Below are 26,273 nucleotides of genomic sequence, written 5' to 3' on the forward strand. Positions count from 1 at the left end.
ATGCGCGCACTCCTCCAGATTGCCTTCCGAAACCTCCTGGCCCACCGCGAGCGGGGGCTGTTGCTGCTCATCGTGCTCGCGGGCGCCAGCGCCGTGCTGGTGGGCGTGATGTCCGTGAGCGCGGGCGTCGCCCGGGCGCAGCGCGAGGCGGTACGGACCTTCCTCGCGGGCGACCTCAACGTCGGGGGCTACTTCAAGGAGCATCCCGACTCCATCTTCCCCGTGGTGGGTGACACCTCGCGGGTCCGCTCCGTTCTCCAGCCGCACGTGCCCGCGGAGTGCCAGGTGCGCGAGCGGGGCCGGGGCTCGGCCACCGCGGGCGCTGGGCGGCACCGGGTGCGCTCGTACCTGATGAGCCTGGACGTCGCGGCCGAGGGCAACGCGGGCTTCCGGGTGCGCACCGGTTCGCTGGAAGCCCTCGCGCAGCCACGCACGGTGGCGCTGTCCACGTCGCTGGCGGAGCGGCTCCAGGTGGAGGTGGGCGAGCTGGCCACGCTCTTCGTGCAGATGCCGGGCGGCAAGCGCAACGCGGTGGACGTGGAGGTGGTGGCCCTGCTGGAGCGCGCGGGTGTCCTGGGCGAGTCCGCGGGGTTGCTGGTGTCCAACACGATGCTGCGTGAGCTGTATGGCTTCCGTCCGGACTCGGCCAGCGTGATTCAGCTCCTCTGCGGCGACGGCACGGAGCTGGAGCCCCTGGCGGGGACGCTGCGTGGCGCGCTCCAGAAGGCCGGCTACGAGGTGCTGCCGCCCGCGCACGAGGCCTACGGCGACAAGCTGGGGCCGCTGCTGCGCGAGGGCTGGGCGGGCCAGAAGCTGGACGTGAGCACCTGGGAGGACGAGGCGGCCTTCCTCGACTTCGTGGGCCAGGGCCTGGGGCTGCTGCTGGTGCTGGTCGGCGCGGTGGTGTTCGGCGTGGTGGTGGTGGGGCTCTTCGTCTCGCTCAACGTGTCGGTCCGCGAGCGCACGCGGGAGATTGGAACGCTGCGAGCCATGGGCATGCAGCGCCGCTCGCTGGTGGCCGCCTTCATGCTGGAGGGGCTGCTGGTGGGGTGGGCGGCCTCGCTCGTGGGCGCTGGCATGGCGGCGGGTCTGGGTGTGCTCCTGCGCGACGTGCTGCCAGTGCCGGACGCGCTCTCCACCTTGTTCTTCAGCGGCACGCTGCCGCTGGCGCCCACCCTGGGGCACGTGGTGACCGCGGTGTTCCTGGTGACGCTGGGCGCGGGCCTGGCTTCCATCGTCCCGGCTTTCCGGGCCGCTTCGCTTCCTCCTCGTTCCGCCATGGAGTCCTTGTGATGAACGCACGACGCCCGCTGTCCGTCCTGTTGCTCGGCTGGACCCTGCTGCTTCCGGCGGTGGCGCTCGCGGAGGCCCAGCCCAAGCTGGCGCCCGATGCCCTGCTGCGCCACATCGACGAGAAGATGTCCTTCACCAGCGACTACAAGGGCGTCATCCGCCTCTATGAGACGCGCAAGGACGGCGCCAAGCGGGCCATGGAGGTCCACGTCTACCGGCGCGAGGCCGACAACGACTTGCTCTTCCTCTCCACCAAGCCGCGGCACCTCGCGGGCATGGGGACGCTGCGCATTGGCCGCAACCTGTGGGACTACGAGGCGACGACGGGCTCGTGGCGGCGCAACACCCAGCGCACCAACCTGCTCAACACCTTCACTTGCGAGGCGGACTTCGACCGCTCGCGACTGGCCGAGGACTACGCCGGCAAGGACGAGGGCGACGACACCGTCAACGGCGTGGCGTACCGCAAGCTGCTGCTGACGGCGAAGAACGACCAGGTGACGTTCCCGCTGATGCGCATCTGGGTGGACCCGCAGAACAACATCGTCAAGAAGGTGGGCTACACCGCGTCCGGCCGCACGCTGCGCACCGACATCGTGCGCAGCTACCAGCGCATCAAGGACCCGCTCTCCGGCAAGCATGTCCTCCACTACAAGGAAGTGCTGGAGACGGAGGAGCAGGAAGGCACGCAGATGGTGGTCCGCTACGACGAGGTGGTGTTGGCGCCGCTGGACGCCAACATCTTCACCAAGGCGTGGCTGGAGAGCCGCCTGCGCTGATTAGCCTCCCTGCCGCTTCAGCACCTCCAGGAGGTGGTTCGCCAGCTCCTGGACACAGGGCTGCTGGAGCGTGCCGAAGTGGGAGCTGGCCAGCGGCACCACGTCGAGCTGCTCGCGCGTCAGGTGCCGCTCCCAGCCCAGTGTGTCCCCGTGCAGGGCCCGTGACGGCGCGCTCGTGAAGAGCTGCACCCGGGCGCGCACGGACGGCACCTTCCAGCCCACCACCTGCGGCACCAGCACCTCGCCCAGCACGTGCCAGATGCGGCGCAGGTCGGCGGCGCGCGAGTGGGGGGCCAGCATGCCCAGCTCACGGCCCAGCGCCGTCACCCGCTCCCAGCGCGCGGCGTCGTCCAGCGGGGCCAGCTCCGCCTCCAGCGCGGCGTCCAGGACGCCGAACTCCTCCGCCATGGAGCGCACCGGGTCCTCCGCCGAGCCCTGAGGCCCTTCCACCGCGGGCAGGGCATCCACCAGGGCCAGCAGCTCCACGGTTTCGCCCTGCGCCTCCAGCGCCGCCGCGACGCCCAGCGCCGGGTAGCCGCCGAACGAGTAGCCCGCGAAGCGGTAGGGGCCGTGTGGCTGCACCGCTTGGATGTCCCGCACGTAAGCCTCGATGCGCGCGTCGAAGGTGGCGTGGCCGTGCTTCGACTGCGTCTCGGGGGCCTGGACGCCGTAGCATCGCAGGCCGGGCTCCAGCAGCGGGGTGAGGTTCCGGTAGTAGTGCAGCTCGCCGTCGGCGGGGTGGAACACGAAGAAGGGCGGCGCGGACTTCGGCGTCTGCTTGCCGGACAGGGACACCACGCTGGAGCGCGGAGGGCCCTCGGCCAGCAGCTCGTGCACGGCATCGGCCGTCTCACGGAACACCGGGTACTGGAAGAGCGTGGCCAGGGGGACGGGCACGCCCAGCTCCTCCTCCAGCCGGCTCAGCAGCCGCATCGCGAGGATGGAGTCGCCGCCCACCTGGAAGAAGTCATCACCCGCGCTGACGTCCGTGCGTCCCAGCACCTCGCGCCACAGCCGCTCCATCGCCATCTCCAGCGTGGTGCGGAAGGGCGTCTCCAGGTGCTCTCCCGGAGTCTCCTGCACGGGCGCCACGGCGGGCTGCGCGGACAGGTCCGGCAGCGCCTGCCGGTCCACCTTGCCGTTGGCGTTGATGGGCAGCGCCTCCAGGACGACGAGGGCCGCGGGCACCATGTACGACGGCAGCCGCGCCGCGACGTGCTCACGCAGCGCGTCCGCGCGCACGTCCTTGGGCGGCGCCTGGAGGTACGCCTGGAGCTGCGTCTGTCCGGAGCCGCCGGCGCGCGCCAGCACCACGGCTTCCTCGACGCCTGGGAACTGGCGCAAGCAGGCCTCGATTTCGGCCAGCTCGACGCGGAAGCCTCGAATCTTGATTTGATGGTCCGCGCGGCCGAGGAAGCGCAGCCGCCCGTCCGGCAGCATCCGGGCCAGGTCACCCGTGTGGTACATGCGCGCGCCGGGCTCGGTGGCGAAGGGGTCGGGGATGAAGCGCTCGGCCGTCATGTCCGGAGCGCCCAGGTAGCCCCGAGCCGGCGCTGCGCCGCCGATGTACACGCGCCCTGGCAGCCCTGGCAGCACCGGCTCCAGGTGCTCGTCGAGCAGGTGGATGCGCACGCGAGAGATGGGCCGGCCGATGGGGAAGGTGGCGTCGGTGCCCAGTCCCTCGGCGCCCGGGATGTCACAGGTGGCGGAGGTAATCGTGCACTCGGTGGGGCCGTAGACGTTGAGCCACGGTGCATGGCCACCGCCCACGCGCACCCAGGCTTCATACGTCTCGCGCTTGAGCACGTCGCCACCGGGCGCCAGCAGGCGCAGCCGCGAGGGCACTCGCTGGCCGTGGGACTCCATCTGGCGAATCCACTCCTCGATGTACGTGGGGGGCAGGCTGATGAGGGTGATGTCCGTCTCCTCCAGGTACGGCGTCATGACGTGCGCGGGCACCAGTCCGCTGCGCATCACCACCGTGGCGCCCACCACGAGCGGCGGGTAGAGGTCCTCCGCCGCCGCGTCGAAGCTGAGCGGCGCGAACTGGAGCATCCTGTCGCCCGGGCGCAAGCCGAAGCGCGCGGCCAGGGCGACGTTGTGGTTCACCACGCTGCGGTGCTCCACCATGACGCCCTTGGGCTCGCCGGTGGAGCCGGACGTGAAGACGATGTACGCCACTTGCGAGGCCGAGACGTGCCGGGGTCCGGGCTCCAGGTCCTCGGCGATGTGCGCGGGCTGGGGCGGCACCTCCACGTCGGGCACCAGGCCCGCGTGTGCCTCCAGCGCTTCCGCATCCACCCACAGCCGCTTCACCCCTGAGCGCGTCAGCACCGAGCGCTTGCGAGGCTCCGGCCACCCCGCGTCCAGCGGGACGTAGGCGCCGCCCGCCTTGAGGATGCCCAGCAGCGCGGCCATGCCCTGGTTGGAGGGCTCCATCACCACGCCCACGCGCTCTTCGGGCTGCATGCCCCGGGAGAGCAGGCGCGCGGCCAGCGCGTTGGCGCGGGCGTTGAGCTCCGCGTAGCTCCACGTCGAATCGCCATGGGCCACGGCGGGGGCCTGTGGCGAGCGGCGCACCTGCGCCTCGAAGAGCGTGTGGATGCAGGCGCCCTCTGGAATGTCCTGCGGGCCACCATCCAACGTGGCCAGCACCTGCGCGCGCTGCTGCGAGGACAGCAGGGGCAGCCGGGCAAGAGGCGCGTCCGGTGCGCGAACGGCCTCGGTGAGCAGTTGCTCGAAGGCGCGGGCCATGCGCTGTGCCGTGGCGGAGGTGAAGAGGGCGCTGTCGGTGGCGAGGAAGCCCAGCGTCCCGCCCTCGGGCCGTTCGATGAGGTGCAGCACCACGTCGTAGGCGGGGAAGATGCTCTCGCCGTCCAGGTACGTGGTACCCAGTCCGTTGAAGGACAGGGACGCGGGGCTGTCCAGCAGCAGCAGGGCCTGGGCCAGCGGCGGCGCGGTGCGAGGCGCATCCGGCTGCACCGCGTCCGCGATGCGCTTGAAGGGGACCTCCTGGTTCGCCGTGGCGTGCCCCACCACGTCCCAGGCGCGGCGCAGGAGCGCGCGGAAGGACGGCGTGCCCGCCACCTCGGTGCACAGCGGCAGCACGTTGGCGAAGTAGCCCACCTGCCGCTCGGCGCCCGGTATCACGCGGCCCGAGAAGGGTGACGCGACGACGACGTGCGGCTGCGAGCTGAGGCGGTGCAGCCACAGTTGCATCAACGCGAGCACCGCGGTGAAGGGAGACACGCCCTCGCGCCGGGCCAGCGCGTGGAGCGCCGACATCGCCTCGGAGTCGAGGGACAGGGGCTCCGGCCGCATGTTCGCGTTCAGCGCGGGCGCGCGGCGAGGGAAGTCCAGCGGCAGATCGAGGACGGACGGCGCGTGCGCCAGCGCGGTCTTCCAGGAGGCCACGGCGGCGTCCACCTCGAGCAGGTGCGCGGGGCTCCGCTGCCAGAGCGCGAAGTCCGCATACGTCCGCGCCGTCGGAGGCAGCAGCGGCGTGGCTCCGGCCCAGGCCTGGGCGAGCTCCTCCAGGAAGGCCCCCATTCCGATGCCGTCGTTGACCAGATGGCTCATGGACGCGACGAGCACATGGCGCGTGCGACTGGCGTCCAGCCGTGCCAGCTCGAAGCGGTACAGCGGGCCCTGGTCCACGGCGAAGGGCTCGCGGTCATGCCGGGTGGCGATGGCGCGCGCGGCGTCCAGGGCCTCGGCGGCGGACAGGTGGGACAGGTCTGTCTGGACGAGCACCGGCCGGGTGACGGGATGCTCCTGGGTGAAGACGGCTCCGTGCTCCAGTCGGAAGGTGGTGCGCAGCGTGGCGTTGCGCTCCAGCACGGCCTCCAGGGCGGTCTCCAGACACGCGACGTCCAGCGCGCCGTCGAGCACCAGCGCAGCGACGACGACGAAGGGCGGCGCCTCCGGGAGCTGCATCGCGTACCAGAGGCGCTCCTGCACCAGCGACGCGGGGATGCGCTCCGGCCGTGCCTGGGGCATGGACTCCACACGCTCCGAGACCTTGGGGGACGCATCGATACGGGCCGCGAGCGCCGCCAGCGTGGGCGTGGCGAACAGCGTGGCCACGGGCAGCTCGACGCCCAACCGCTCCCGGACACGCGAAGCGAGCTGGACGGACAACAGCGAGTGGCCTCCGAGTTCGAAGAAGTCGTCCCGGGCACCCACGCGCTGCACGCCCAGCAGCTCCTCCCAGAGCTGAGCCAGGGCGTGCTCGGTGGGCGTGGACGGCGAAACGAAGTCCTCGTCCGAAGCCGCGGGGGCTTCCGGCGCGGGCAGTGCTTCCCGGTCCACCTTGCCATTGGCCGTCAGCGGAAGCCGAGCCAGCGCGACGAGCGCGGAGGGCACCATGTGTGCGGGCAGCCGCTGTGCCAGTGATGCGCGCAGGGGCTCCGTCTCTGGCACCGCGTCGTGGCCGGTGACGTAGCCCACCAGCCGGGGGCCCGTGGTGCCGTCCTCACGGAGGACCACCACCGCGGCAGCGACACCCGGCAGCTCGATGAGCGCGGCTTCCACCTCGCCCGGCTCCACGCGGTGGCCACGCACCTTCACCTGGAAGTCCACGCGGCCCAGGTACTCCAGCACGTCCGACGGCCGCAGCCGCACCCGGTCGCCGGTGCGGTACATCCGCGCGCCCGGAACGGAGGAGAACGGGTCCGGCACGAAGCGCTCGGCGGTGAGCTCAGGCCGGCGCCAATACCCACGCGCGACGCCTTCACCTCCGATGTAGAGCTCGCCAGGGACACCCGCCGGCACCGGCCGGAGGGCGGCGTCCAGGACATAGAGTTGCGTGTTGGCGATGGGACGGCCAATGGGCACCGCGCCTTCCACCGGCGTGTCTGCCTCCACGGTGTGGACGCAGCAGCCCACCACCGTCTCCGTGGGGCCGTACTCGTTGATGAGCCGCGTGCCCGGTGCGTGCTGCCGCCAGGGCTCCACGGTGGCGGAGGTGAGCGCCTCGCCACCGATGACGAAGGCGCGGGTATGGCCCGCGCGCGCCTCGGGCGGAAGCTGCGCGGCCAGCATCTGCAAGTGGGCAGGCGTCAGCTTCACCAGGCTGAAGTCCGCGCTCGTGCGGAGCGCGGTGGCCAGGCCTTCCACGCCGTCCTCTTCCGGAACGAGCGTCACGGGCCTGCCCGCGGTGAGCGGCAGCAGCAGGCTGGTGACAGTGAGGTCGAAGGCCAGTGAGGAATGAACGGGGGCGCCCGCGCCGTCGTCGACGGCATACGCCTTCCGGGCCCAGTGCAGGTAGTTCACCACGCCCCGGTGCTCCACCATGACGCCCTTGGGGCGCCCGGTGCTGCCGGAGGTGTAGATGAGGTAGGCGAGGTCCTCCGCTGAAGCGACGGATTCGAGCGGCGCGTCCGACTCACGCCCGGCGGTGTGTTCCCATTCGGAGTCCAGGCACAGCATGAGTGCCTGCGAGACGGGCAGCGTGTCCGCCACCGCGTCCTCGGTGACGAGCACGGGCGCGCCGGTGTCCTCCAGCAGGAAGCTCAGCCGGGCGGGAGGCTGGGACGCATCCATCGGAACATAGGCGCCTCCCGCCTTCAGCACGCCGAGCACCGCTACGACCATGTCCACGGAACGGCGGAGGCACAGGCCCACCAGCGTCTGGCTTCGGACGCCCATCCGTCGCAGGTACCGCGCGAGCTGGTTGGCACGTGCATCCAGCTGGCCGTAGGTCATCACGTCCCCGTCGTGCAGGACGGCGGGGGCATCCGGCGCGCGCGCGGCCTGGGCCTCGAACAGCGCGTGGACGGTGTGCTCGCGCGGGAAGTCCGCGCCAGTGTCGTTCCACGTCCGGAGCAGGTGTTCTCGCTCACTCGAGGGCAGCAGCTCCAGCGCGGACACCGCGGTGTCCGGCGCTTCCAGCGCGTGCTGGAGCAACCGGACGTAATGTCCGATGAGCCGCTGTGCGGTGGTGGGCTCGAACAGCTCGGTGCCGTAGCGCAGCGCCAGGGTGTAGCCGGTGGGGGATTCAGCGACCCACAGCGACAGGTCGAACGGACTGGTGAGCAGCTCCGGCTGGAGCGGCCGGGCGCGCAGGTTCGGGAAGGCGTCCGCCAGCGTGCGGTCCGCGCGCACCAGGTCGAACATCACCTGGAACAGCGGCGAGTGCCCGGCGGAGCGCTCCACGCCCAACGCCTGGACGACCCGGTCCAGCGGGACGTCCTGGTGCGCCAGCGCTTCCAGCGTGGTGGCGCGCACGCCGGCCACCAGCGAGGTGAAGGACGCATCCGGCGCCACGGGCGTGCGCAGCGCCACGGTGTTGAGCATCAGCCCGACCACACCCTCCAGCGCTGGATGCGTGCGCCCGGAGACAGGCGTGCCGACGCAGAAGTCCTCCTGGCCGGAGTAGCGGTGGAGCAGCGCCGAGAACGCGGACAGCAGCACCATGTACGGCGTTGCCTGGTGCTCGCGGCAGAAGGACTGGAGCGCGCGCACCGTGTCGGCGGACAGGGCGTGGCCCTGGGTGATGGCGCCGGTGAGCAGTGGCGATGCGGGCCGAGGCTTGTCCGGGGTGAGCCGCAGCAGGCCGGGCACGCCTTCGAGCTTCTGCTTCCAGTAGGTGAGCTGGGCCTCGTCCCGTTCCCGGGCAGGAGGGGTGCGCAGCCACGCGGCGATGTCCGCATGCTCCAGCCGGGGCGTCGGCAGCGTGGGCGTGCGGCGTTGATGGAACGCCGCGTAGGCTTCGCCCAGCTCGCGCACCAGGACGTCCAGCGACAGCCCGTCCACCACGAGGTGATGGAAGGCGAGCAGCAGGACGTGCTGCTCCGGCGCCGTGCGCAGCAGCCGGAAACGATAGAGCGGGCCGCGCGCCAGGTCGAAGGATGCGTGAACCGCGTCCCGGGCCCACTGCGCCGCGGACGGCGCTTCTTCCACCTCCAGGACGCGCGGAGGCACGGGGCACAGCACGGGCGTCGGAAGGCCGTCGCGCGCCGGAACGGCGAGCCGCAGCACCGGATGCCTCGTCACCAGCCAGCGCAAGGCGTCTTCCATCGCCGCCGCGTCCAGAGGACCGTCCAGCTCCACCGCCTCCGCGAGGTGATAGGCGCTGGTGCCCGGATGGAGCTGCTGCACGAACCACAGCCGCTCCTGCGTGGGAGAGAGGACCAACGCGGCGTCCGCTGGACGCGGCACGGGCGCGGGGAGCGGGGCCGCGCCGTCACGCCGCGTCTCCAACTCGCGCGCGAGGCCCGCGACGGTGGGCTCGGTGAAGAACGCCTGGAGTGGGAACTCCACGTCGAACGCCTGTCGCACTCGCGCCACCAGCCGCGTGGCGGCCAGCGAGTGACCTCCGATGTGGAAGAAGTCGTCCTCGCGCCGCACCTGCGGCAGGCCCAGCACCTGGCAGAACAGCAGGGCGAGCAGCTCCTCGACGGCGCCACGGGGACGCGCTTCGGGCGCGGCCTCCGGCTCGATGTCCGGGATGGGCAGGGCCGCCAGTGCCTTGCGGTCCACCTTGCCACTGGTCGTCATCGGCAGGGCGGTCAGCACCGTGAAGCGTGAGGGCACCAGCGCCTCGGGCAGCGCGCGCGACAGTCCTTCGCGGAGCCGGGACTCGACGCCGGCAGCCGTGCCTTCCAGAACGAGGAACGCCTCCAGGCGTGCATCTCGCTGAGTGCCGCGCACCACCACCGATGCCTGCCTCACACCGGGCTGGCGCAGGAGGGCGGCCTCCACTTCCTCCAGCTCCACGCGGACGCCGCGCACCTTCACCTGGAAGTCGGTGCGGCCCAGGAAGCCGAGCGAGCCATCACCGTTCCACCGCACCCGGTCACCCGTGCGGTACAGGCGGCCACCCTCCCTGCCGGAGAAGGCGTCTGGGATGAAGCGCTCGGCGGTGAGGTCCGGCCGGTCGCGGTAGCCACGGCCCAGGCAGGTACCGCCGATGTAGAGCTCGCCGGGGACTCCCGGCGGCACCGGGGCGCCGTTCGCATCCAGGACATACAGCCGGCACCGGTCCAGCGGACGGCCCAGGCGCACGGGACGGTCGGGCAGCGTGATTTCCGCCGCGACGTTGATGCTCGTCTCCGTGGGGCCATAGGTGTTGACCAGCCGCGTGTCGGTGAGCGCGAGCTGCCGCACCAACGGGTCTGGCAGCACCTCGCCGCCAGTCACGAGCACCTTGAGCGAGCGGAACGCCTCCGCCGCACCGGGCTCCTCCAGCGCCGTGGCCAGCGAGGACGGCGTGATGACGACGTGGGTGATGCCGTGGCCGAGGATGTCGCGGCCCAGGCCCAGGGGGCCCACTTCGCGCAACACGGTGCGCGCGCCACGGGTGATGCTGAAGAGCAGCTCCTCCAGGTGGATGTCGAAGGACAGGCTTCCCGACGACGCCCAGCAATCTCCCGGCTGTGTGGCGTAGTACGTGTCGAACGCCGCGAAGCAGTGGACGACGTTGCGGTGGGTGAGCTCCACGCCCTTGGGCTCGCCTGTGGAGCCGGACGTATAGAGCAGATAGGCGAGGTGCTCGGCGCGCGGGGGGCGGGGGACGGCCACCACGTCTCCACGCACGTCGGGCGATACGAGGGGAACCCCAGGCTCCACGCCCGCGAAGAGTCCCGGGCGGCTGACAACGAGCCGTGCACGGGCCTGGCGCAGCAGCGCCGCGCGGCGAGCCGCTGGATGCGACGCTTCCAGGGGGAGGCAGCCCGCGCCACTGATGAAGATGGCGACCAGGGACACCACTGCGTCCAGCGAGCGCTCCAGGCACAGGCCCACCACGGCTTCGGGTCCCGCGCCCTCGGCGGTCAGGTGTGCCGCGAGCCTCGATGCCCGGGTGTGCAGCTCCCGGAACGTGAGCGTACCTTCCGGCGCCACTACTGCTGGCGCGTCTGGCGTGCGAGCCACCTGGGCCTCGATGAGGGACACGATGGTCCCCTCCGAGTCGAAGGGGCGCTCGGTGGCGTTGAAGCCTTGGAGCACCTGCTCGCGTTCGGTGGCGGAGAGCAGGGACAACTCACCCACGGACGTGCGAGGCGCGGTCACCGCGTGGGCCAGGAGCTGCACGTAGTGGTTGCGCAGTCGCTCCACGGTGCCGGGCTCGAACAGGTCGGTGCTGTACTGGAAGTAGACCTCGAAGCCCTCGCCCACCTCGATGGCGGTGAGGAAGAGGTCGACCTCGCACGTCCACGTTTCGATGGGGACGCGCCGTGCACCCAGGGCATGGAAGCCACTGGCGGCGGACAGCTCGGTGCGGTGCAGGTCGAACATCACCTGCACGAGCGGCGCGTGTCCCGGGCTGCGCTCCACGCCCACGGCGCGCACCAGTTGCTCGAAGGGCACGTCCTGATGAGAGAGCGCGTCCAGCGTGGTGGCGCGGACCTGGGCAAGGAGCGAGGCGAAGGAGGTGGACGCGTCCACCTGCGTGCGCAGAGGCACGGTGTTGGCGAGCAGACCCACGACGCCTTCGAGTGAAGGATGGGTGCGGCCGGAGACAGGCGTGCCGACGCAGAAGTCGTCCTGCTGGGAGTAGCGGTACAGCAGCGCGGCGAACGCGGCGTACAGCACCATGAACGGCGTGACCTGCTGTTGCCGGCACAACGCTCGCAGGCTCTCGGAGAGAGACGGTGGCAGCGGGTGGTAGCCGGTGTTGTCGCCCCGCTGCGTGAGGACTGCGGGGCGCGGCTTGTCGGTGGGGAGCTGAAGCAGCTCCGGCGCATCGGAGAGCCGCTGCTTCCAGTAGTCGAGCTGAGCCGTGTCGCGAGCGCGGACAGGCTCGGAGCGCTGCCAACTGGCTACGTCCGCGTAGTGCAGCGCGACCGGGGCCAGCGTGGGCGCATGGCCCTGCTGGAAGGCGGCATACGCCTCGCCCAGTTCGCGCATGAGCAGGCCCGCGGACAGCGCGTCGCTGACCAGATGGTGGAACACGACGACCAGCACATGCCGCGCTTGCTCGGCTTCGAGCAGCAGGAATCGATACAGCGGACCGTGCTCCACATCGAACGGCCGATTGCCTTCTTCCGTCAGGCGCCGCGCCTGACGGGCCTGGGCATCCGCACCCGGTGCCAGGGGCTCCACCTGGAGCACGCTGGCGGGGACCGGGGACACGCTCGCCTGCGGCTGACCCTGTCGTGAGGACACGGTGGTGCGCAGCACCGGATGGCGCTCCAGCAGCCACCGCGCCGCCGCATCCAGCGCGGCCACGTCCACCGAGCCCGTCCACTCCGCGGCCTGTCCGACGACATGCGCTCTGGAGTCCGGCTGGAGCTGATGGATGAACCAGAGGCGCTCCTGGGCCTGGGAGAGCGAAGGAGCCGAGTCAGAAGGCGTCGGAGGAGGAAGCGAGGAGGCGTCGCGCTGAAGCGAAGCGACTTCCAGCGCGAGGCCCGCGACGGAAGGGGAGGTGAAGAGGGAGGAGAGGGGGAGCTGAACGCCCAGGGCGTGGCGGACGCGGGCCACCAGCCGGGTGGCGGAGAGCGAATGGCCACCGAGGTGGAAGAAGCTGGCCTCCCGCTCGATGCGCTCGAGGCCGAGGACCTGGCAGAAGAGCTGAGCAAGCAGCTCCTCCAGGGGCCCGCGAGGAGGCCCACCTTCGGAGAGGGCCGGGGCGTCGTCGAGAGGAATCGCGGAGAGGGCCTTGCGGTCGAGCTTTCCGGTGGAGGTGAGCGGAAGCTGGGCGCGAAGGACCCAGCGAGAGGGAAGCATGAAGGCCGGGAGGAGACGAGCGAGGGCGGCCTGAAGGGAGTGGACGTCGGCGTCGGGAGAAGCGGGGACGACCCAGGCGGCGAGCCAGGAGTCGGAGGGCCCGCGTCGCTGGACGGTGACGGCGGCGGAGCGGACGCCAGGGAGCGAGGCGAGGGCGGCTTCGACTTCGCCCAACTCGATGCGCATGCCGCGCACCTTCACCTGGAAGTCGACGCGACCCAGGAAGCCCAGTGTTCCGTCGGCATTCCAGCGGCCCCGGTCTCCCGTCCGGTAGAGGCGGGCGCCCGGCATGGTGCTGAAGGGATGCGGGATGAAGCGCTCGGCGGTGAGGTCCGCGCGTCCCACGTAGCCGCGACCGACGCCCGTTCCGCCGATGTAGAGCTCACCCGGAACACCCGGAGGCAGCGGCTGGAGCGCGTCGTCCAGGACGTACACCTCCATGTTGGCCTTGGGCGTGCCGATGGGCGTGCTGGCGCTCGCGGGCGGTGCGTGCATGCGCCAGAGGGTGGCGGTGTCCGCACACTCGGCGGGGCCGTAGGCGTTGACCAGTGGCAGGCCGGGGTGGCGCTCGAACCACGCACGGCAGGTCGAAGGCGGAAGGGCTTCGCCAATGGTGAGCATCTGGCGAAGGGCGGGCAGCGGCGCCTCTCCAGGCTCCTCCAGCAGGGCCTGGAGCAGCGAGGGCACCAGCTCCACGGTGGTGGCCCCCGCTTGCTGCAAGGCCGCGATGAGCCGGGCGGGCTCACGCACCACGTCGTCATCCACGACGTAGGTCGTCCCTCCGGCGGCCAGCGCTCCCAACATCTGCCAGATGGAGATGTCAAAGGAGAGCGGCGCCGTCTGCGCGAGCACGTCGGACGCGCCAAGTTGCAGCGAGTGCTGCATGCCCAGCAGGTGGTTGAGCATGCCGCGGTGGTCCACCATGACGCCCTTGGGCGTGCCAGTGGATCCGGAGGTGAAGAGGACGTAGGCCAGCGAGTCCGGCGTCGTGAAGGAAGGCAACGGCGCGTCAGACTCGGCGTCCAGGTTCTGGAGCGTCAGCACGCGCGGCCGATGCTCGGGCGGTATCTCCGCGAGCACCTCGGTGAGCAGCGCCTCGACGGGGCCCAGGGGAAGGACGAAGGGCGCGCGGCTCTCCAGCAGCAGCCGTGCGAGGCGCGCCGCGGGCAGTTGCGCGTCCAGCGGGAGGTAGGCGGCGCCGGCCTTGTGCAGCGACAGCAGAGCGCGAACGGTGGCCTCGGAGCGGCGGCCGAGGACGGCCACCACGGACTCGTGCCCAACGCCCTGGGCGCGCAGCGTGCGCGCGGCGCGAAGACTCAGGGCCTCCAGTTGCGCGTAGGTCCACTGCGCGTCGGCGGAGGCAAGCGCCAGCCGTTCGGGCGTGTTGCGTGCATGGGCGCTGATGCGCTCAGGCAGGCAGGTGTCCAGGTCGAAAGCCAGCGGCGCGGGACGGGCGTGGCGAAGCACCAGCGCCTGCTCGTCGGACGACAGCAAGGACAGCCGCGACAGCGGCAGATGCGGTTCGGCCAGCGCCTGGGTGAGCAGACGCTGATAGTGCTCCATCATCCGTCGAGCGGTCTCCGGCTCGAACAGCTCGCCGCTGTAGCGGAGGAAGAGCTCGAAGCTCCCTGCCTGCTCGATGACGCTCAACGCGAGGTCGAACGGGCTGGCGCGAATGTCGACGGGAACCGGGCGCGCATCCAGCCCCGCGAATGCATCCGCGAGCGAACCCTGCACCCGGTGCAGGTCGAACATCACCTGGTACAGGGGCGCATGACTGAGGCTGCGCTCCACGCCGAGCGCATGGACCAGTTGCTCGAAGGGCACGTCCTGATGCGAGAGCGCATCGAGCGTGGTGGTGCGGACCTGGGCAAGGAGCGAAGCGAAGGAGGTGGACGCATCCACCTGGGTGCGCAGAGGCACGGTGTTGGCGAGCAGACCCACGACACCTTCGAGTGAAGGGTGGGTGCGGCCGGAGACGGGCGTGCCGACGCAGAAGTCATCCTGCTGGGAGTAGCGGTACAGCAGCGCGGCGAACGCGGCGTACAGCACCATGAACGGCGTGGCTTCGTGTTCACGGCAGGCGCGCTGCACGGTGTCCGTCAGCGCGGCAGGCAGTGCCTGGGTCCCCGTGGAGGCGCCCTGGTGCGTGAGGACGGCGGGGCGCGGCTTGTCGGTGGGCAGCTGGAGCAGCTCCGGCGTGCCGGAGAGCCGCTGCTTCCAGTAGTCGAGCTGGGCCGTGTCGCGCGCATGGACAGGCTCGGAGCGCTGCCAACTGGCCACGTCCGCGTAGTGCAGCACCACCGGGGCCAGCGTGGGCGCATGACCCTGCTGGAAGGCGGCATACGCCTCGCCCAGTTCGCGCAGCAGGATGTCCAGCGAGAGGCCGTCCACCACCAGGTGATGGAACACGGCCAGCAGCACGTGCCGGTCCTCTCCTACGTCGAGCAGCAGAAAGCGGTACAGCGGTCCCTGCTCAAGAGAGAAGGGCCGCCACGACTCCTGCTGAAGCCGAAGCTCCAGGGCCTCGGGGGCCGCGCGCAGGGCTTCCACTTGAAGCACACGCGCGGGAATGGAGGATACCTCGACGCGCGCCTGTCCCTGCTGTGACACCACGGTGGTGCGCAGCACCGGATGGCGTTCCAGCAGCCATCGCACCGCCGCATCCAGCGCGTCGGCGCTCACCGTGCCGCGAAGCTCGACGGCCTGGGGGATGTGGTAGGCGCCCGAGCCCGGCTGGAGCTGATGGATGAACCAGAGGCGCTCCTGGGCCTGGGAGAGCGAAGGCGCCGAGTCAGAAGGCGTCGGAGGCGGAAGCGAGGAGGCGTCGCGCTGAAGCGAAGCGACTTCCAGCGCGAGGCCCGCGACGGAAGGGGAGGTGAAGAGGGAGGAAAGGGGGAGCTGGACGCCCAGGGCGTGGCGGACGCGGGCCACCAGCCGGGTGGCGGAGAGCGAATGGCCACCGAGGTGGAAGAAGCTGGCCTCCCGCTCGATGCGCTCGAGGCCGAGGACCTGGCAGAAGAGCTGAGCAAGCAGCTCCTCCAGGGGCCCGCGAGGAGGCCCACCTTCGGAGAGGGCCGGGGCGTCGTCGAGAGGAATTGCGGAGAGGGCCTTGCGGTCGAGCTTGCCGGTGGAGGTGAGCGGAAGCTGGGCGCGAAGGACCCAGCGAGAGGGAAGCATGAAGGCCGGGAGGAGACGAGCGAGGGCGGCCTGAAGAGAGTGGACGTCGGCGTCGGGAGAAGCGGGGACGACCCAGGCGGCGAGCCAGGAGTCGGAGGGCCCGCGTCGCTGGACGGTGACGGCGGCGGAGCGGACGCCAGGGAGCGAGGCGAGGGCGGCTTCGACTTCGCCCAACTCGATGCGCATGCCGCGCACCTTCACCTGGAGGTCGGCGCGAGAGACGAACTGGAGCACGCCGTCCGGCAACCAGCGCCCCAGGTCTCCCGAGCGGTAGAGGCGCGCGCCCGGCGTGGCGCTGAAAGGGTGCGGAACGAAGCGCTCGGCGGTGAGGTCCGCGCGTCCCACGTACCCACGGGCCACGCCCAGGCCGCCCAGGTACAACTCGCCCACGACGCCGACCGGAACAGGCTGGAGGGCGTCGTCCAGCACGTACACCTCCATGTTGGCCTTGGGCGTGCCAATGGGGGTGAAGCTGCCTTCAGGGGCCTCGTTGATGAAGTGGAGGCTGGCGACGTCCGAGCTCTCCGTCGGGCCGTAGGCGTCCGCCATCCGGCAGCCCGGGCAGCGCTCCAGCCAGGTCCGGCACAGCGCGGGCGGCACGGGCTCGCCGCCGAGCACCACCCAGCGCATGTCCGGGAAGTCCTGCTCCGGACGAGCGCCCTCCAGGATGGCCTGGAGGACGGAGGGCACCATCTCCATGACGGTGGCGCGGCTCTGCTCCAGCGCGTCGGCGAGCCGGGGCGGATCCCTCATCACGTCGTCTTCGATGAGGTACGTGGTGCCGCCACCGGGCAGCGCGCCCAACATCTGCCAGATGGAGATGTCGAAGCTGAGCGCGGCAATCTGGGCCACGACGTCATACCCGTCCAGGCCCAGCGCCTCGCGCATGCCCAGCAGGTGGTTGAGCATGCCGCGGTGGTCCACCATGACGCCCTTGGGCGTGCCGGTGGAGCCGGAGGTGAAGAGGACGTAGGCCAGCGAGTCCGGCGTGGCACGCGGCGGAAGCCGCTCCGCGCTCTGTGGCTCGAGTCCCTCCAGCGACAGCACCCGAGGCCGCCGGGCTTCGGGCACGCCCGCGAGCACCTCCGACAGCAAGGCCTCGTCCGTGCCCAGCGGAAGCACGAACGGCGCGCGGCTCTCCTCCAGGAGTCGGGCCAGCCGAGCCGCGGGGAGCTGTGCGTCCAGCGGGAGGTACGCGCCGCCCGCCTTGTGAATCGACAGCAGCGCGCGCACGGTGGCTTCGCTGCGGCGCCCGAGCACGGCCACAACGGACTCCATCCCGACACCCTGGGCCACCAGCCGTCGCGCGGCGCGGTTGGTGTGGGCTTCCAGCTCCGCATAGGTCCACCGAGCGCTGGAGGACGCCAGGGCCACCTGGTCCGGCGTGCGCGCGGCCTGGCCGGAGAAGTGCTCGGGGAAGGCGGCTTCCAACGGGAAGGGCCGGCGCGGCGGGTTCGAATCCGCCAGCACGCGGGCGCGCTCCGCATCAGGCAGCAGCGACAGCGCATCCACGCGCGTGTCCGGCGCGCGCAGCGCATGCGTGAGGAGCTGGAGGTAGTGGCCCAGCATCCGCCGCACCGTGGCGGCCTCGAAGAGGTCGGTGCTGTAGCGGGCGAACAGCTCGAAGCCGGACGCGCTCTCGAAGAGCGTGACGTGCAGGTCGAACTCGCACGCGCCCGTGTCCATGGGGAGGTCGCGGGCCTCCGGGAAGGCGCCCGCCAGGGAATGCTCCACGCGGTACAGGTCGAACATCACCTGGAACAGCGGGGAGTGGCTGAGGCTCCGCTCCACGCCCAGGGCCTGCACCAACCGCTCGAAGGGAAGGGCCTGGTGGCCCAGCGCATCCAGCGTGGTGGCGCGAACCTGGTCGAGCAGCGCGGTGAAGGCATCCGCCGCGGTGACGCGCGTGCGCAGCACCACCGTGTTGACGAACAGGCCGACCAGCCCCTCCAGGGACGGATGCGTGCGCCCGGAGACGGGCGTGCCAACGCAGAAGTCGTCCTGCCGCGAGTACCGGTACAGCAGCGCCGCGAAGGCCGCGTACAGCGTCATGAACGGCGACACCTGCCGTTCCCGGCTGAAGGCGCGCAGCGCGCCCGTGAGCGAGGAGGGGAGGGCGATGCGCTCCGTCAGCGCCCCCCGGTCCGAACGCCGCACGGGCCGAGGCTTGTCGGTGGGCAGCTCCAGCCCCTGCACGGCGCCTTCGAGCTGCCGCTTCCAGAAGGCCATCAGCTCCGGTTCATTCGCGGCGGCGTCAGGCGTGTGCTGCCAGGCGGCGGCATCCGCGTACTCCAGCGGGAGCGCCGTCAGCGCGGGGACTTGACCCCGGGCGTGCGCGGCATGAAGCACACCCAGCTCGCGCATCAACACGTTGATGGACGCGCCGTCGGTGACCAGGTGGTGGAACACCAGGACCAGCACCTGCCGCTGGCTGGAGAGGTTCAGCAGCCGGAAGCGGTACAGCGGCCCCTGTTCCAGGTCGAACGGCCGGGAGGCTTCTTCGCGCAGCCTGCGCGACAGCCAGGCCTCGCTCGCGCCCGTCGCATCCTCCACGTCGAGGACGCGCTCGGGCAGGTCCAGGTAGCGCACCTGGGGACGGCCGCCCTCGGCGGGGAAGCGGGCTCGCAGCAGGGGATGGCGCGACAGCAGGGCTCGCAGCGCCGCGTCGAGCGCGTCCGCGTCCACGGGGGACTCCAGCATCGCGGCCCACGGCACGACGTAGGTCGCGGTGTCCGGGCGGAGCTGGTGCAGGAACCACATGCGCTCCTGCGCGGGCGACAGCACGTCGGCCGTCCCCGCCGGGCGGCGCGAGGGGCCCACCACGTTCCGCTGTGGCGAGGAGGGCGCGGCGCTCCCCGTGCCGGGGTTCTTGCGCTGCTCCAGCAACTTGCGCAATTGCTCGCGCTTCGCGGCGGCGAGGGAGTCGGAGTCGGATCGCGAGGTCATGAAGTCGGATTCCGGAAGGCCCGGTGGGCTAGATGCGAACGTAGAGGCTCACGCCCGCGCGGAAGACGCCCAGCCCCGAACCGGGAGCGGTGGGGTCCGCGGGGATGCTCTCGAAGCGGAACTCGCTGCCACGCTCGCCGTAGGGCACCTCGACGAAGGTCTGGACGAAGATGTCCCGGATGTCGAAGGGCGAGGAGTTGAAGGCCAGCCGTGACAGGTACGACGCATCCTGCACGTTGGCGATGGTGGTGAAGATGAGCGACAGCTGGGACACGCCGCGCCGGCCGATGTTGACCTGCCCCAGGGCGTAGTAGCGGCCATGGAAGAGCGGCCGGAAGTCCCCCTGCGAACTCAGCCAGGGCAGGAAGGCGCGGTCGTCGTAGCCCAGCGGGTTGTGGAAGCCCTCCACCCGGATGACGGCGCGGTAGAGCTCGGCGAAGTTGAACGTGGCCGAAACGCCCGCGCTGACCAGCAGCTTGCGTCCCTCCAGCGTGCGCTCCACGAAGCTGTCGCCATCGCGGGCCCAGAGCCGCGTGTTGCCGTCGCCCACCCAGGCCACCTCGGCGTTGAAGTCCAGCAGGCCCAGCGCCATCGTCGCGTCCAGGCCGTACCGGGGCCGGCGCGACTGGTCGAACACCGCCGTCGCGGCGATTTCGCCCGTGCCCACCGCCATCTCCGCGCGCACGCCACCGCCGTAGCGCACCCGCCGGAGGTCCTCGCTGACGTCCTCCACGTTGGCGGTACCCAGGAGCGACAGGTTGGCGGCCATGGCCTCCCACGGCACCGTGAGGCGGACCATGTCGACGCCCGTGCGCAGGTCGAAGATGTTGAGCGGATCCGGGTTGGGCGCCTGCAGGAAGTCGGTCGGGTTCCAGATTTGCGAGCTGCCCCAGCGAATCTCCTGGCGCCCGGCGGTGACGAACAGCCGCTGCGCGACGTCGAACTTCAGCCACATCTGGCCCAGCACGGCGGCGGGTCCGTTCGCCTCCGTGGACAGCGGGTCATACGCCAGCCGGCCCATCATGAAGCCGCGCACGTGCTTCGACGGCGTCGCGTCCAGGTAGATGTCCGCGAGCGCGGGCAGGACGGGCTGGTACGTCGTCTTCCCCTGGGAGCGCAGCCCCGTCAGCTCCGCGCGCTGGAAGTAGATGCCGCCCACCGCGAGCACGTCCTGCTGACGCTCCTGCGCCGTCTCATGCCAGGGGTCCGCGGCCTCGCCTTCCGGGCCCTGCCAGCCCTCCACGATGGCGCCCGATGGACCGGCCGGCCGAGGCGCCGGAGCGGCAGCGGGAGCGTCCAGCAGGTCCTCGAAACCTTCGGGCGCACTGGCCCCGCCCGGGTCCACGGCGGCGGTGGCGAGCCCGGAGGCGGAGTCCGTGTCGGGTGGCAGCGTCCCCGTGGCGGGCGCCGCCCTCGGGACATCCAGCGCCGCCGCCGCGGCCGGCACGGTGGTGCCTTCACTCCCGGCCGAAGCCGTGGCGCCTCGTGCCGGGGTTGGGCTCGCGGAGGCCAGGGGCTCGCTGTAGCGCATCGACTTCACGCGCCGCTGCTTGTCGAGGAGCACGCTCAGCCCGCGCGCGCGGTAGTGCCACCAGCGCTGGCGCGCGGGCGCGGCTTCCTCCTCGTGACAGTCCGGGCCTCCCTCCGAGGTCTTCGCCGCGCCACACGCGGGGCCGTACAGCGCGACGAGCCCCGCCAGCGTCGGCGGCTTCGTGGGCACCACCTCGACGCGGCGCAGCACGCCCTGCCGGGCGTCGAAGTGGAAGCGCGTGCTCCGGGTGCCTCCCGGCGCGGCCTTGCGCTGGTACGTCAGCACCACAGCGCCGTCCTCATGGACCTGCCGGGTGGGCGGGCCAAAGGAGAGCAGGACCTGCTGGAGCGTCGTCGTGCCCGGTTCCGTGCCGTTCCAGGGCTCGGCGGACGCGTCAAGACTCCAGAGCAGGATGGCCGCGGCCAGGGCTCGAACGGGCAAGGGGGGCATCATCACGGGGGCCCCCTGAGCGTATACGAGTCTCAATCAGCGATACATGTGTCGAAAATTTCTTAAGAAAGGGGACTCCGGATTGACAGGCCCCCCAGACAGCCGGACACAATCGCGCCCCCACCCCCCGACTCAGGAGGCCTCATGGCTCCGGAAGAGACCCTGTCCGCAGCGCCCGCCCACTCCGAGCCCGCCACTTCCGAGGCGGCGCACAACGAGGTCTCCGCCGCGCCCGAGAAGCTGGATGAGATCGAGGAGATCGACTTCCTGCTCGAGGAGATCGAGAGCAAGATTGCTCCGCTCGCGCTGGCTTGAGGGTCGTGCGTTCCTACGTTGACGCCTTCGCTCCGTACTGGCACCCGGTCGCCTTCTCCAGCGAGCTGACGGCCGTTCCACTCCCCGTGCATCTGCTGGGGACGGAGCTGGTGCTGTGGCGGACGGGCTCGGGCGTGGCCGTGACGCACCGGCGATGTGCACACCGGGGCGCCGACCTCAGCCTGGGCATCGTCACCCCGGAGGGGCTGCGCTGCGGCTTCCATGGCTGGACCTACGGCTCGGACGGACGCTGTGTGCGGGTGCCGTCACAGCCCGCCGCGCCCATTCCCGCCCGGGCACGCGTCTCCGCCTTCCAGGCCACGGAGCGGTACGGCCTCGTCTGGGTCTGCCTGTCCCCGGAGCCCGCCGCGCCGCTGCCGGAGTGGCCGGAGCTGGAGGACGGTACCCTGGCCACCGTGACGTTGCCGGTGCTGGATTGGGACGTCGCCGCGGGCCGGATGATTGAGGTCGTCCTGGACGTGGCGCACCTGTCCTTCGTGCACGAAGGCACCTTCGGCAACCCGGAGCAGCCGGAAGTGCCTCCCTATGAGGTGGAGCGGCGCGCCACCGGCGTCGGCGCGCGCATCGTCTATCCGGCGCTGGCTCCGGCGACGGATGGCATGCCGCCCCGGGTGGATCGCACCACGCTCACCTACGACGTGACGCTGCCCTTCGCCGCGAAGCTGGCCTTCAAGCCCACGCTCTTCTACGTCCACACCGTCTACGCCATCGCCTCTCCGCTCTCCGAGGAGAAGATGCGGTGCTTCTACTTCGCCTCGTACCACCCCCGGCTGCGCAACCACTTCCCGGACATGTTCGTGAAGAGTGAGCTGGCCATCCTGGAGCAGGACCGGCGCACGCTGGAGGGCGTGCGTCCCCGGGCCCAGCCCCTGGACTTCGCCAGTGAGGTCCACACGCCCGCGGACCGCCTGCCCATCGAATACCGCCGGGGTGTCATCGCCCTGCGGCTGGGCAAGCCCGTGGACGGACCCGCCCCGGAATGAGGACCCACACCCCCATGCGCTCCCATCTTCTGTTCCTGCTGCTGGCGCTGAGCGCCTGTCAGCGCAACGAATCGCCGCCGCCACCCGCGAAGGCTCCGGCCGCATCCGCGCCGGCACCTCGTGCTCCTGCCGCCCCGCCCGTCACCGCGTCCGCGGACGCGGCGAAGCTGGAGCGGGGCCGGTACCTCGTGGAGAACGTGCTCGCCTGTGGCTCCTGCCACACGCCGCGCGACTGGGCTCGGTATGGAGGCCCCGCCTCCGGGCCCGCGCTCTCCGGCGCCTGCTGGGACGACGCGGCCTGGGAGCTGCCCGGTCGCGTCTGCGCGCCCAACATCACCTCCGACCCCGAGCACGGCATCGGCCGCTGGACGGACGAGGAGCTGATGCGCGCGCTGCGCGATGGCACCGGGCGCGATGGGAAGACGCTCTTCCCGCTCATGCCGTTCCTCCTCTACCGCGAGCTGTCGGACGCGGACGCCCATGCCGTGATTGCCTGGCTGCGTCAGGCCCCGGCCACCCCGCGCGCTTCGGCCCGCTCGGTCATCCCGGACGAGGTGTACGCGCAGTACAAGGACATGGCCGCGCCCATGAAGACGGCCGTGCCGGAGCCCGCCGCGGATGACATCTCTCGCGGTCGCTACCTGGCCACCATGGCGCAGTGCGCCGCGTGTCACGCGGGCATGGACGAGGCGGGCACGCCCTTCGCGGGAGGACGTCCGCTGCCCACGCCGCACGGCCCGGAAGTCGTATCCAATCTCACGCCGCATGCACGCGGACTGGGCGCCGTGGACGAAGCGGCCTTCGTCGCCCGCTTCACCGCCTTCAAGGACCTGGCACCCGCGCCCGCGCGGGCGGGCCAGGTGAACAAGCTCACCATGCCCTGGGGCTTCTTCGCCGGACTGGCGGAGGCGGACCTCAAGGCCCTCTACCGTTACCTGCGCACAGTGCCCGCCGTGGCTCCCGCCGCGCCGTCCGCGTCTGGCAAATGACCCATTCTGGCGCCACCTGGGAGCGTCCGGTAGACTCCCAGCGCGTCCCCTGAAAGCCCATCGTTGCGCGCCCTTCCCCCAGGGTCGCGCGTGACGCGTGCCCCCATGAAATCTCTTTTCAAGCGACTGCTCCTGTCCGTGCTGGTGTGCTCCGCCGGCTGCGACGTCTTCAACATCGGCGACGCCGAAGGGACCCGTGGCCGCGGCGCGAGGGCGTTCGACCCGTATTCGAGCTCGGCCTCCGGCGCCATCTCCCTGTCCCTGCTGTACTTCAATGGCTGCGCCATCCTGCCCACCGGTGAGCCAGTGTCGGCCGGCTCGCTGGACCTGCCGGACTATCCGGCCACCTGCGAGGCCATGAACCGGATGGGCCAGCAGGTGCCGCCCTCGGCGCGGTTCGAGGTGACGCCGGGCGTCAGCTACTTCATCCGCGAGTTCACCGCGGTGGACGCCGTCACCGACGTCCACACCGACTTCAAGAACCAGCACGCCCCGTCCTTCTGGATGCGCAAGGAGTCGCGCTTCAAGGACCTGGACTGGTCGGGCGTGACGGTGGGCCGGGACGAGTGGACGAACGACTTCGACTCCACCTTCCAACGCGAGACGTACTACGAGAACGCCGCGTGGATGCGCTCGCTGGACGACACCTTCCTCATCGAGGTGCTCGACGCGGACGGCGCCGTGCGCACCTCCATCAACTACAGCCGCCGTGACTTCATGGGTGAGAGCGCCACCACGGGCCGCACGCGCGCCAGCTGGCTGGTGACGGACCTGGCGCGGCCTCGCTTCCCGGGAGACCCGGAGGTGAGCCTGCTGCCGGACGGCACCGAGCCCACCTACAAGACGATGGTGAAGGCGTCCTTCGCCGGCGCCACCAACCCGTTCAAGACGCTGACCATGCCGCAGCTCTCCGGCGAGGGACTCATCCGCGTCACCTGGAGCCAGCTGCCCCTCAAGCCCTTCCTCTTCCCCATCGTCTTCACCCCCGAGGCGGAGCGTCCGGCCACCTGCTACCGGCTGGATGAAAGCGGGCTGGCCACCGACGAACAGGTGCCTTGTGGCTTCGGCCTGACGCAGGCGGTGCGCGTCAACCGCCCGGCCAACGGCAGCTACTTCATGCCCGGTGACTCGGTGGACTTCATGGTGTCGCTGCGCGACGGGGACGGCAACGGCCTGCATCCGCGCAACCGGATGCCCAGCTACAACGAATACATGGGCGAGTCCTCCAACGGCCTCGCGTACTTCAACGAGGAGATGCTGCTGACCTACCGCGAGGCCAGCTCCTCGGAGTCCGGCTTCAAGGTGGTGGGCCCGCTGCAGGACCTGCAGGTGTCGCGCGGTTCCTACACGCTGCCGTACTTCTCCTTCCCGCTGTTCAGCGAGCCGCACTTCTACCTGCCGCCCGGCTCCAACCTGCTCGCGGGCGGCGGTGATGCCCAGCCGCCCACGCACTACTCGGTGACGCTGCCGCCGAACGCGAAGGCGGGCACCTACGCCATCATCCTCAAGGGGCACCGCACCTTCATGGGCGAGCGCCTCAACCGGCTGGACCCCTTCTTCTTCCAGGTGGGCCAGGCCCAGCCCACCACGTACCCGGGCCGCGTGGGCAACTGCCAGGTGTGCCACAACGGGGTGAACTCGCTCTCCAACGTGCACCACGGCATGTCCGTGGACCACGTGGAGGCGTGCAAGACGTGCCACATCGAGGAGGGTTACGGCTACCTGCCGGACATCATCCACCGCATCCACAACAGCTCGCGCAAGTACAACCAGAACAAGGGTGACTGCACCATGTGTCACCTGACGCGGGAGAGCACGCTGTGGCCCAGCCTGATGAGCTGCAATGGCTGCCACGTGGCGTCGCACGGCACGGAGTACTTCGACCTGCGCTTCGAGCCCATGCAGAACACGCCCAACGGCTACGGCAACTGCGCCGAGTCGTGCCACGTCACCACGCCGCCGGCCGAGCACATCCTCCCGCCTCGCTGAGCCCTCAGAGGAACGCCATGAAGGTTCGCTCTCTCATTGCCTCGACCCTGTCCGCCGCCGTGCTGAGCGCGTGCGCTGATAGCAGCGCACCGCCTCCGCCCAAGCTGGACGCCGAGGCGCCCTACACCGACCTGCCCGACCGGCGGGTGCCCGTCTCCGGCGTCATCTTCGATCCGGAGGCGATGTTCTATACCTTCGTCATGTGGCCGCCCGACCCGGAGGACCCGGATGCCGGGCCGCCGCTGCCGGCGCTGCTGTATGGCATGCCCACGGTGATGCGCGCGTCCGTATGGGGCGCGCAGGTCAGCATGGTGGGGCCCACCGGCGAGGTGGTCGACACCAGCGGCCCCGCGATGCCGCCCTGGGGCAACTTCCAGACGGAGGGCATTCCCTCCGACCCGACGGTGCCGTACCTCATCCGCGCCGAGCCTGCGCCCGGGCTCTCCGTGGGGGCCGCCGACATGTTCCCGGAGGAGGAGGGCCACGCGCCCATTCCTGCGGTGCCGTACTACGCCACCACCAGCCTGCGGCCCATCGCGGCCACCGGGACGCAGTGCCTCATCCAGTCGCCGGCCATCGTCGGCGAGGCGGGCGCGCTCGGCGCGCTGGCGCAGGTGATTTCCGAGGAGACGGGGACGTCCGTCTCCCCAGCCAGCCTGGCGGATGCCTCGTCGGGCCGCTCGGTGGCGCTGCTGTGGGTCTACTCGCCCAGCCCGGTGCTGGACGCGTTCCTGTTCCCCAGCGGTGACATCGCGGCGGAGACGACGGCGGGCACGCTGTACGCCATTGACTGGGCGCCGCCGGGCTCGTTCCCGGGCCAGACGGAGATGGGCTACTACGCCATCCCCGCCGGCATGAGCAGCCTGGGCTACTACGCCCTGGTGGTGCAGCCGGGCGCCCCGAGCGCGCTGACGGTGAGCTTCGTGGACACCCTGGAGGACGAGGAGGAGGGCCGGCCCTGGGAGGTGCCTCCCTTCTTCGTCGAGGGCCTGCCGCCGGGCGTGTCCTTCACGCGCCTGTTCGCCATGGAGGCCTCGCCGCCCGTGGAGGAGAACCCCTACGAAGAGCCCGCGCCGCCGCCGGACTTCGGCTTCCTCTGCTACCCGGAGGGGTGACGCACCCAGGC

General features: G+C 71.0%; 9 protein-coding genes. 7 read left to right on the forward strand and 2 right to left on the reverse strand.

Annotated features, from left to right (window positions below; all coding sequences use genetic code 11):
- Both FMP39_RS12615 and FMP39_RS12620 read left to right on the forward strand, forming a co-directional pair.
- Window positions 1-1,293, forward strand: a complete 1,293-nt coding sequence (locus FMP39_RS12615) for an ABC transporter permease (RefSeq protein ID WP_141590152.1) — start codon at window positions 1-3, stop codon at window positions 1,291-1,293.
- Entirely contained in the window at window positions 1,293-2,072 is a 780-nt protein-coding gene (locus FMP39_RS12620) for an outer membrane lipoprotein-sorting protein (RefSeq protein WP_228557938.1), read from the forward strand. Before FMP39_RS12615 ends, FMP39_RS12620 begins: the two co-directional genes overlap by 1 nt.
- Here FMP39_RS12620 and FMP39_RS12625 read toward each other — a convergent pair whose 3' ends face one another.
- Window positions 2,073-18,869: a non-ribosomal peptide synthetase gene (locus FMP39_RS12625; RefSeq protein ID WP_141590153.1), complete on the reverse strand. Its 16,797-nt coding sequence runs from the start codon at window positions 18,867-18,869 to the stop codon at window positions 2,073-2,075. It lies immediately after the preceding gene.
- Window positions 18,870-18,897: 28 nt separating this feature from the next.
- Window positions 18,898-20,853, reverse strand: coding sequence for a hypothetical protein (locus tag FMP39_RS12630; RefSeq protein ID WP_228557939.1), 1,956 nt, complete (start codon window positions 20,851-20,853; stop codon window positions 18,898-18,900).
- Between the two features lie 141 nt (window positions 20,854-20,994).
- Between FMP39_RS12630 and FMP39_RS12635 the strand changes: the two genes are divergently transcribed.
- The 5 genes from FMP39_RS12635 (at window position 20,995) to FMP39_RS12655 (ending at window position 26,262) form a co-directional block, all read left to right on the forward strand.
- On the forward strand, window positions 20,995-21,165 hold the full coding sequence (locus tag FMP39_RS12635; protein ID WP_141590155.1) for a Xan family putative trans-acting RiPP leader peptide: 171 nt from the start codon (window positions 20,995-20,997) through the stop codon (window positions 21,163-21,165).
- Between the two features lie 5 nt (window positions 21,166-21,170).
- Window positions 21,171-22,169 (forward strand): aromatic ring-hydroxylating dioxygenase subunit alpha, encoded by a 999-nt coding sequence (locus FMP39_RS12640; RefSeq protein WP_141590156.1) that lies wholly within the window; start codon window positions 21,171-21,173, stop codon window positions 22,167-22,169.
- Between the two features lie 14 nt (window positions 22,170-22,183).
- Complete coding sequence (locus FMP39_RS12645; RefSeq protein WP_141590157.1) at window positions 22,184-23,158, forward strand: c-type cytochrome; 975 nt, start codon at window positions 22,184-22,186, stop codon at window positions 23,156-23,158.
- 105 nt (window positions 23,159-23,263) lie between these two features.
- Window positions 23,264-25,147 carry a hypothetical protein gene (locus FMP39_RS12650; protein WP_228557940.1) on the forward strand — a complete coding sequence of 628 codons (1,884 nt, stop codon included), beginning with the start codon at window positions 23,264-23,266 and terminating at the stop codon, window positions 25,145-25,147.
- Window positions 25,148-25,164: 17 nt separating this feature from the next.
- Window positions 25,165-26,262, forward strand: coding sequence for a hypothetical protein (locus tag FMP39_RS12655; protein ID WP_141590159.1), 1,098 nt, complete (start codon window positions 25,165-25,167; stop codon window positions 26,260-26,262).
- The last annotated feature ends 11 nt before the right edge of the window (window positions 26,263-26,273 follow it).

Source organism: Myxococcus sp. AB056, from assembly GCF_006547365.1.
GTDB classification, from domain to species: Bacteria; Myxococcota; Myxococcia; order Myxococcales; family Myxococcaceae; genus Myxococcus; species Myxococcus virescens.

What these genes read in the sequence shown, in the direction of transcription:
- FMP39_RS12615 (WP_141590152.1), top strand. Translation starts at nt 1, where the DNA reads ATGCGCGCACTCCTCCAGATTGCCTTCCGAAACCTCCTGGCCCACCGC.
- FMP39_RS12620 (WP_228557938.1), top strand. Translation starts at nt 1,293, where the DNA reads ATGAACGCACGACGCCCGCTGTCCGTCCTGTTGCTCGGCTGGACCCTG.
- FMP39_RS12625 (WP_141590153.1), bottom strand. Translation starts at nt 18,869, where the DNA reads ATGACCTCGCGATCCGACTCCGACTCCCTCGCCGCCGCGAAGCGCGAG.
- FMP39_RS12630 (WP_228557939.1), bottom strand. Translation starts at nt 20,853, where the DNA reads ATGATGCCCCCCTTGCCCGTTCGAGCCCTGGCCGCGGCCATCCTGCTC.
- FMP39_RS12635 (WP_141590155.1), top strand. Translation starts at nt 20,995, where the DNA reads ATGGCTCCGGAAGAGACCCTGTCCGCAGCGCCCGCCCACTCCGAGCCC.
- FMP39_RS12645 (WP_141590157.1), top strand. Translation starts at nt 22,184, where the DNA reads ATGCGCTCCCATCTTCTGTTCCTGCTGCTGGCGCTGAGCGCCTGTCAG.
- FMP39_RS12650 (WP_228557940.1), top strand. Translation starts at nt 23,264, where the DNA reads ATGAAATCTCTTTTCAAGCGACTGCTCCTGTCCGTGCTGGTGTGCTCC.
- FMP39_RS12655 (WP_141590159.1), top strand. Translation starts at nt 25,165, where the DNA reads ATGAAGGTTCGCTCTCTCATTGCCTCGACCCTGTCCGCCGCCGTGCTG.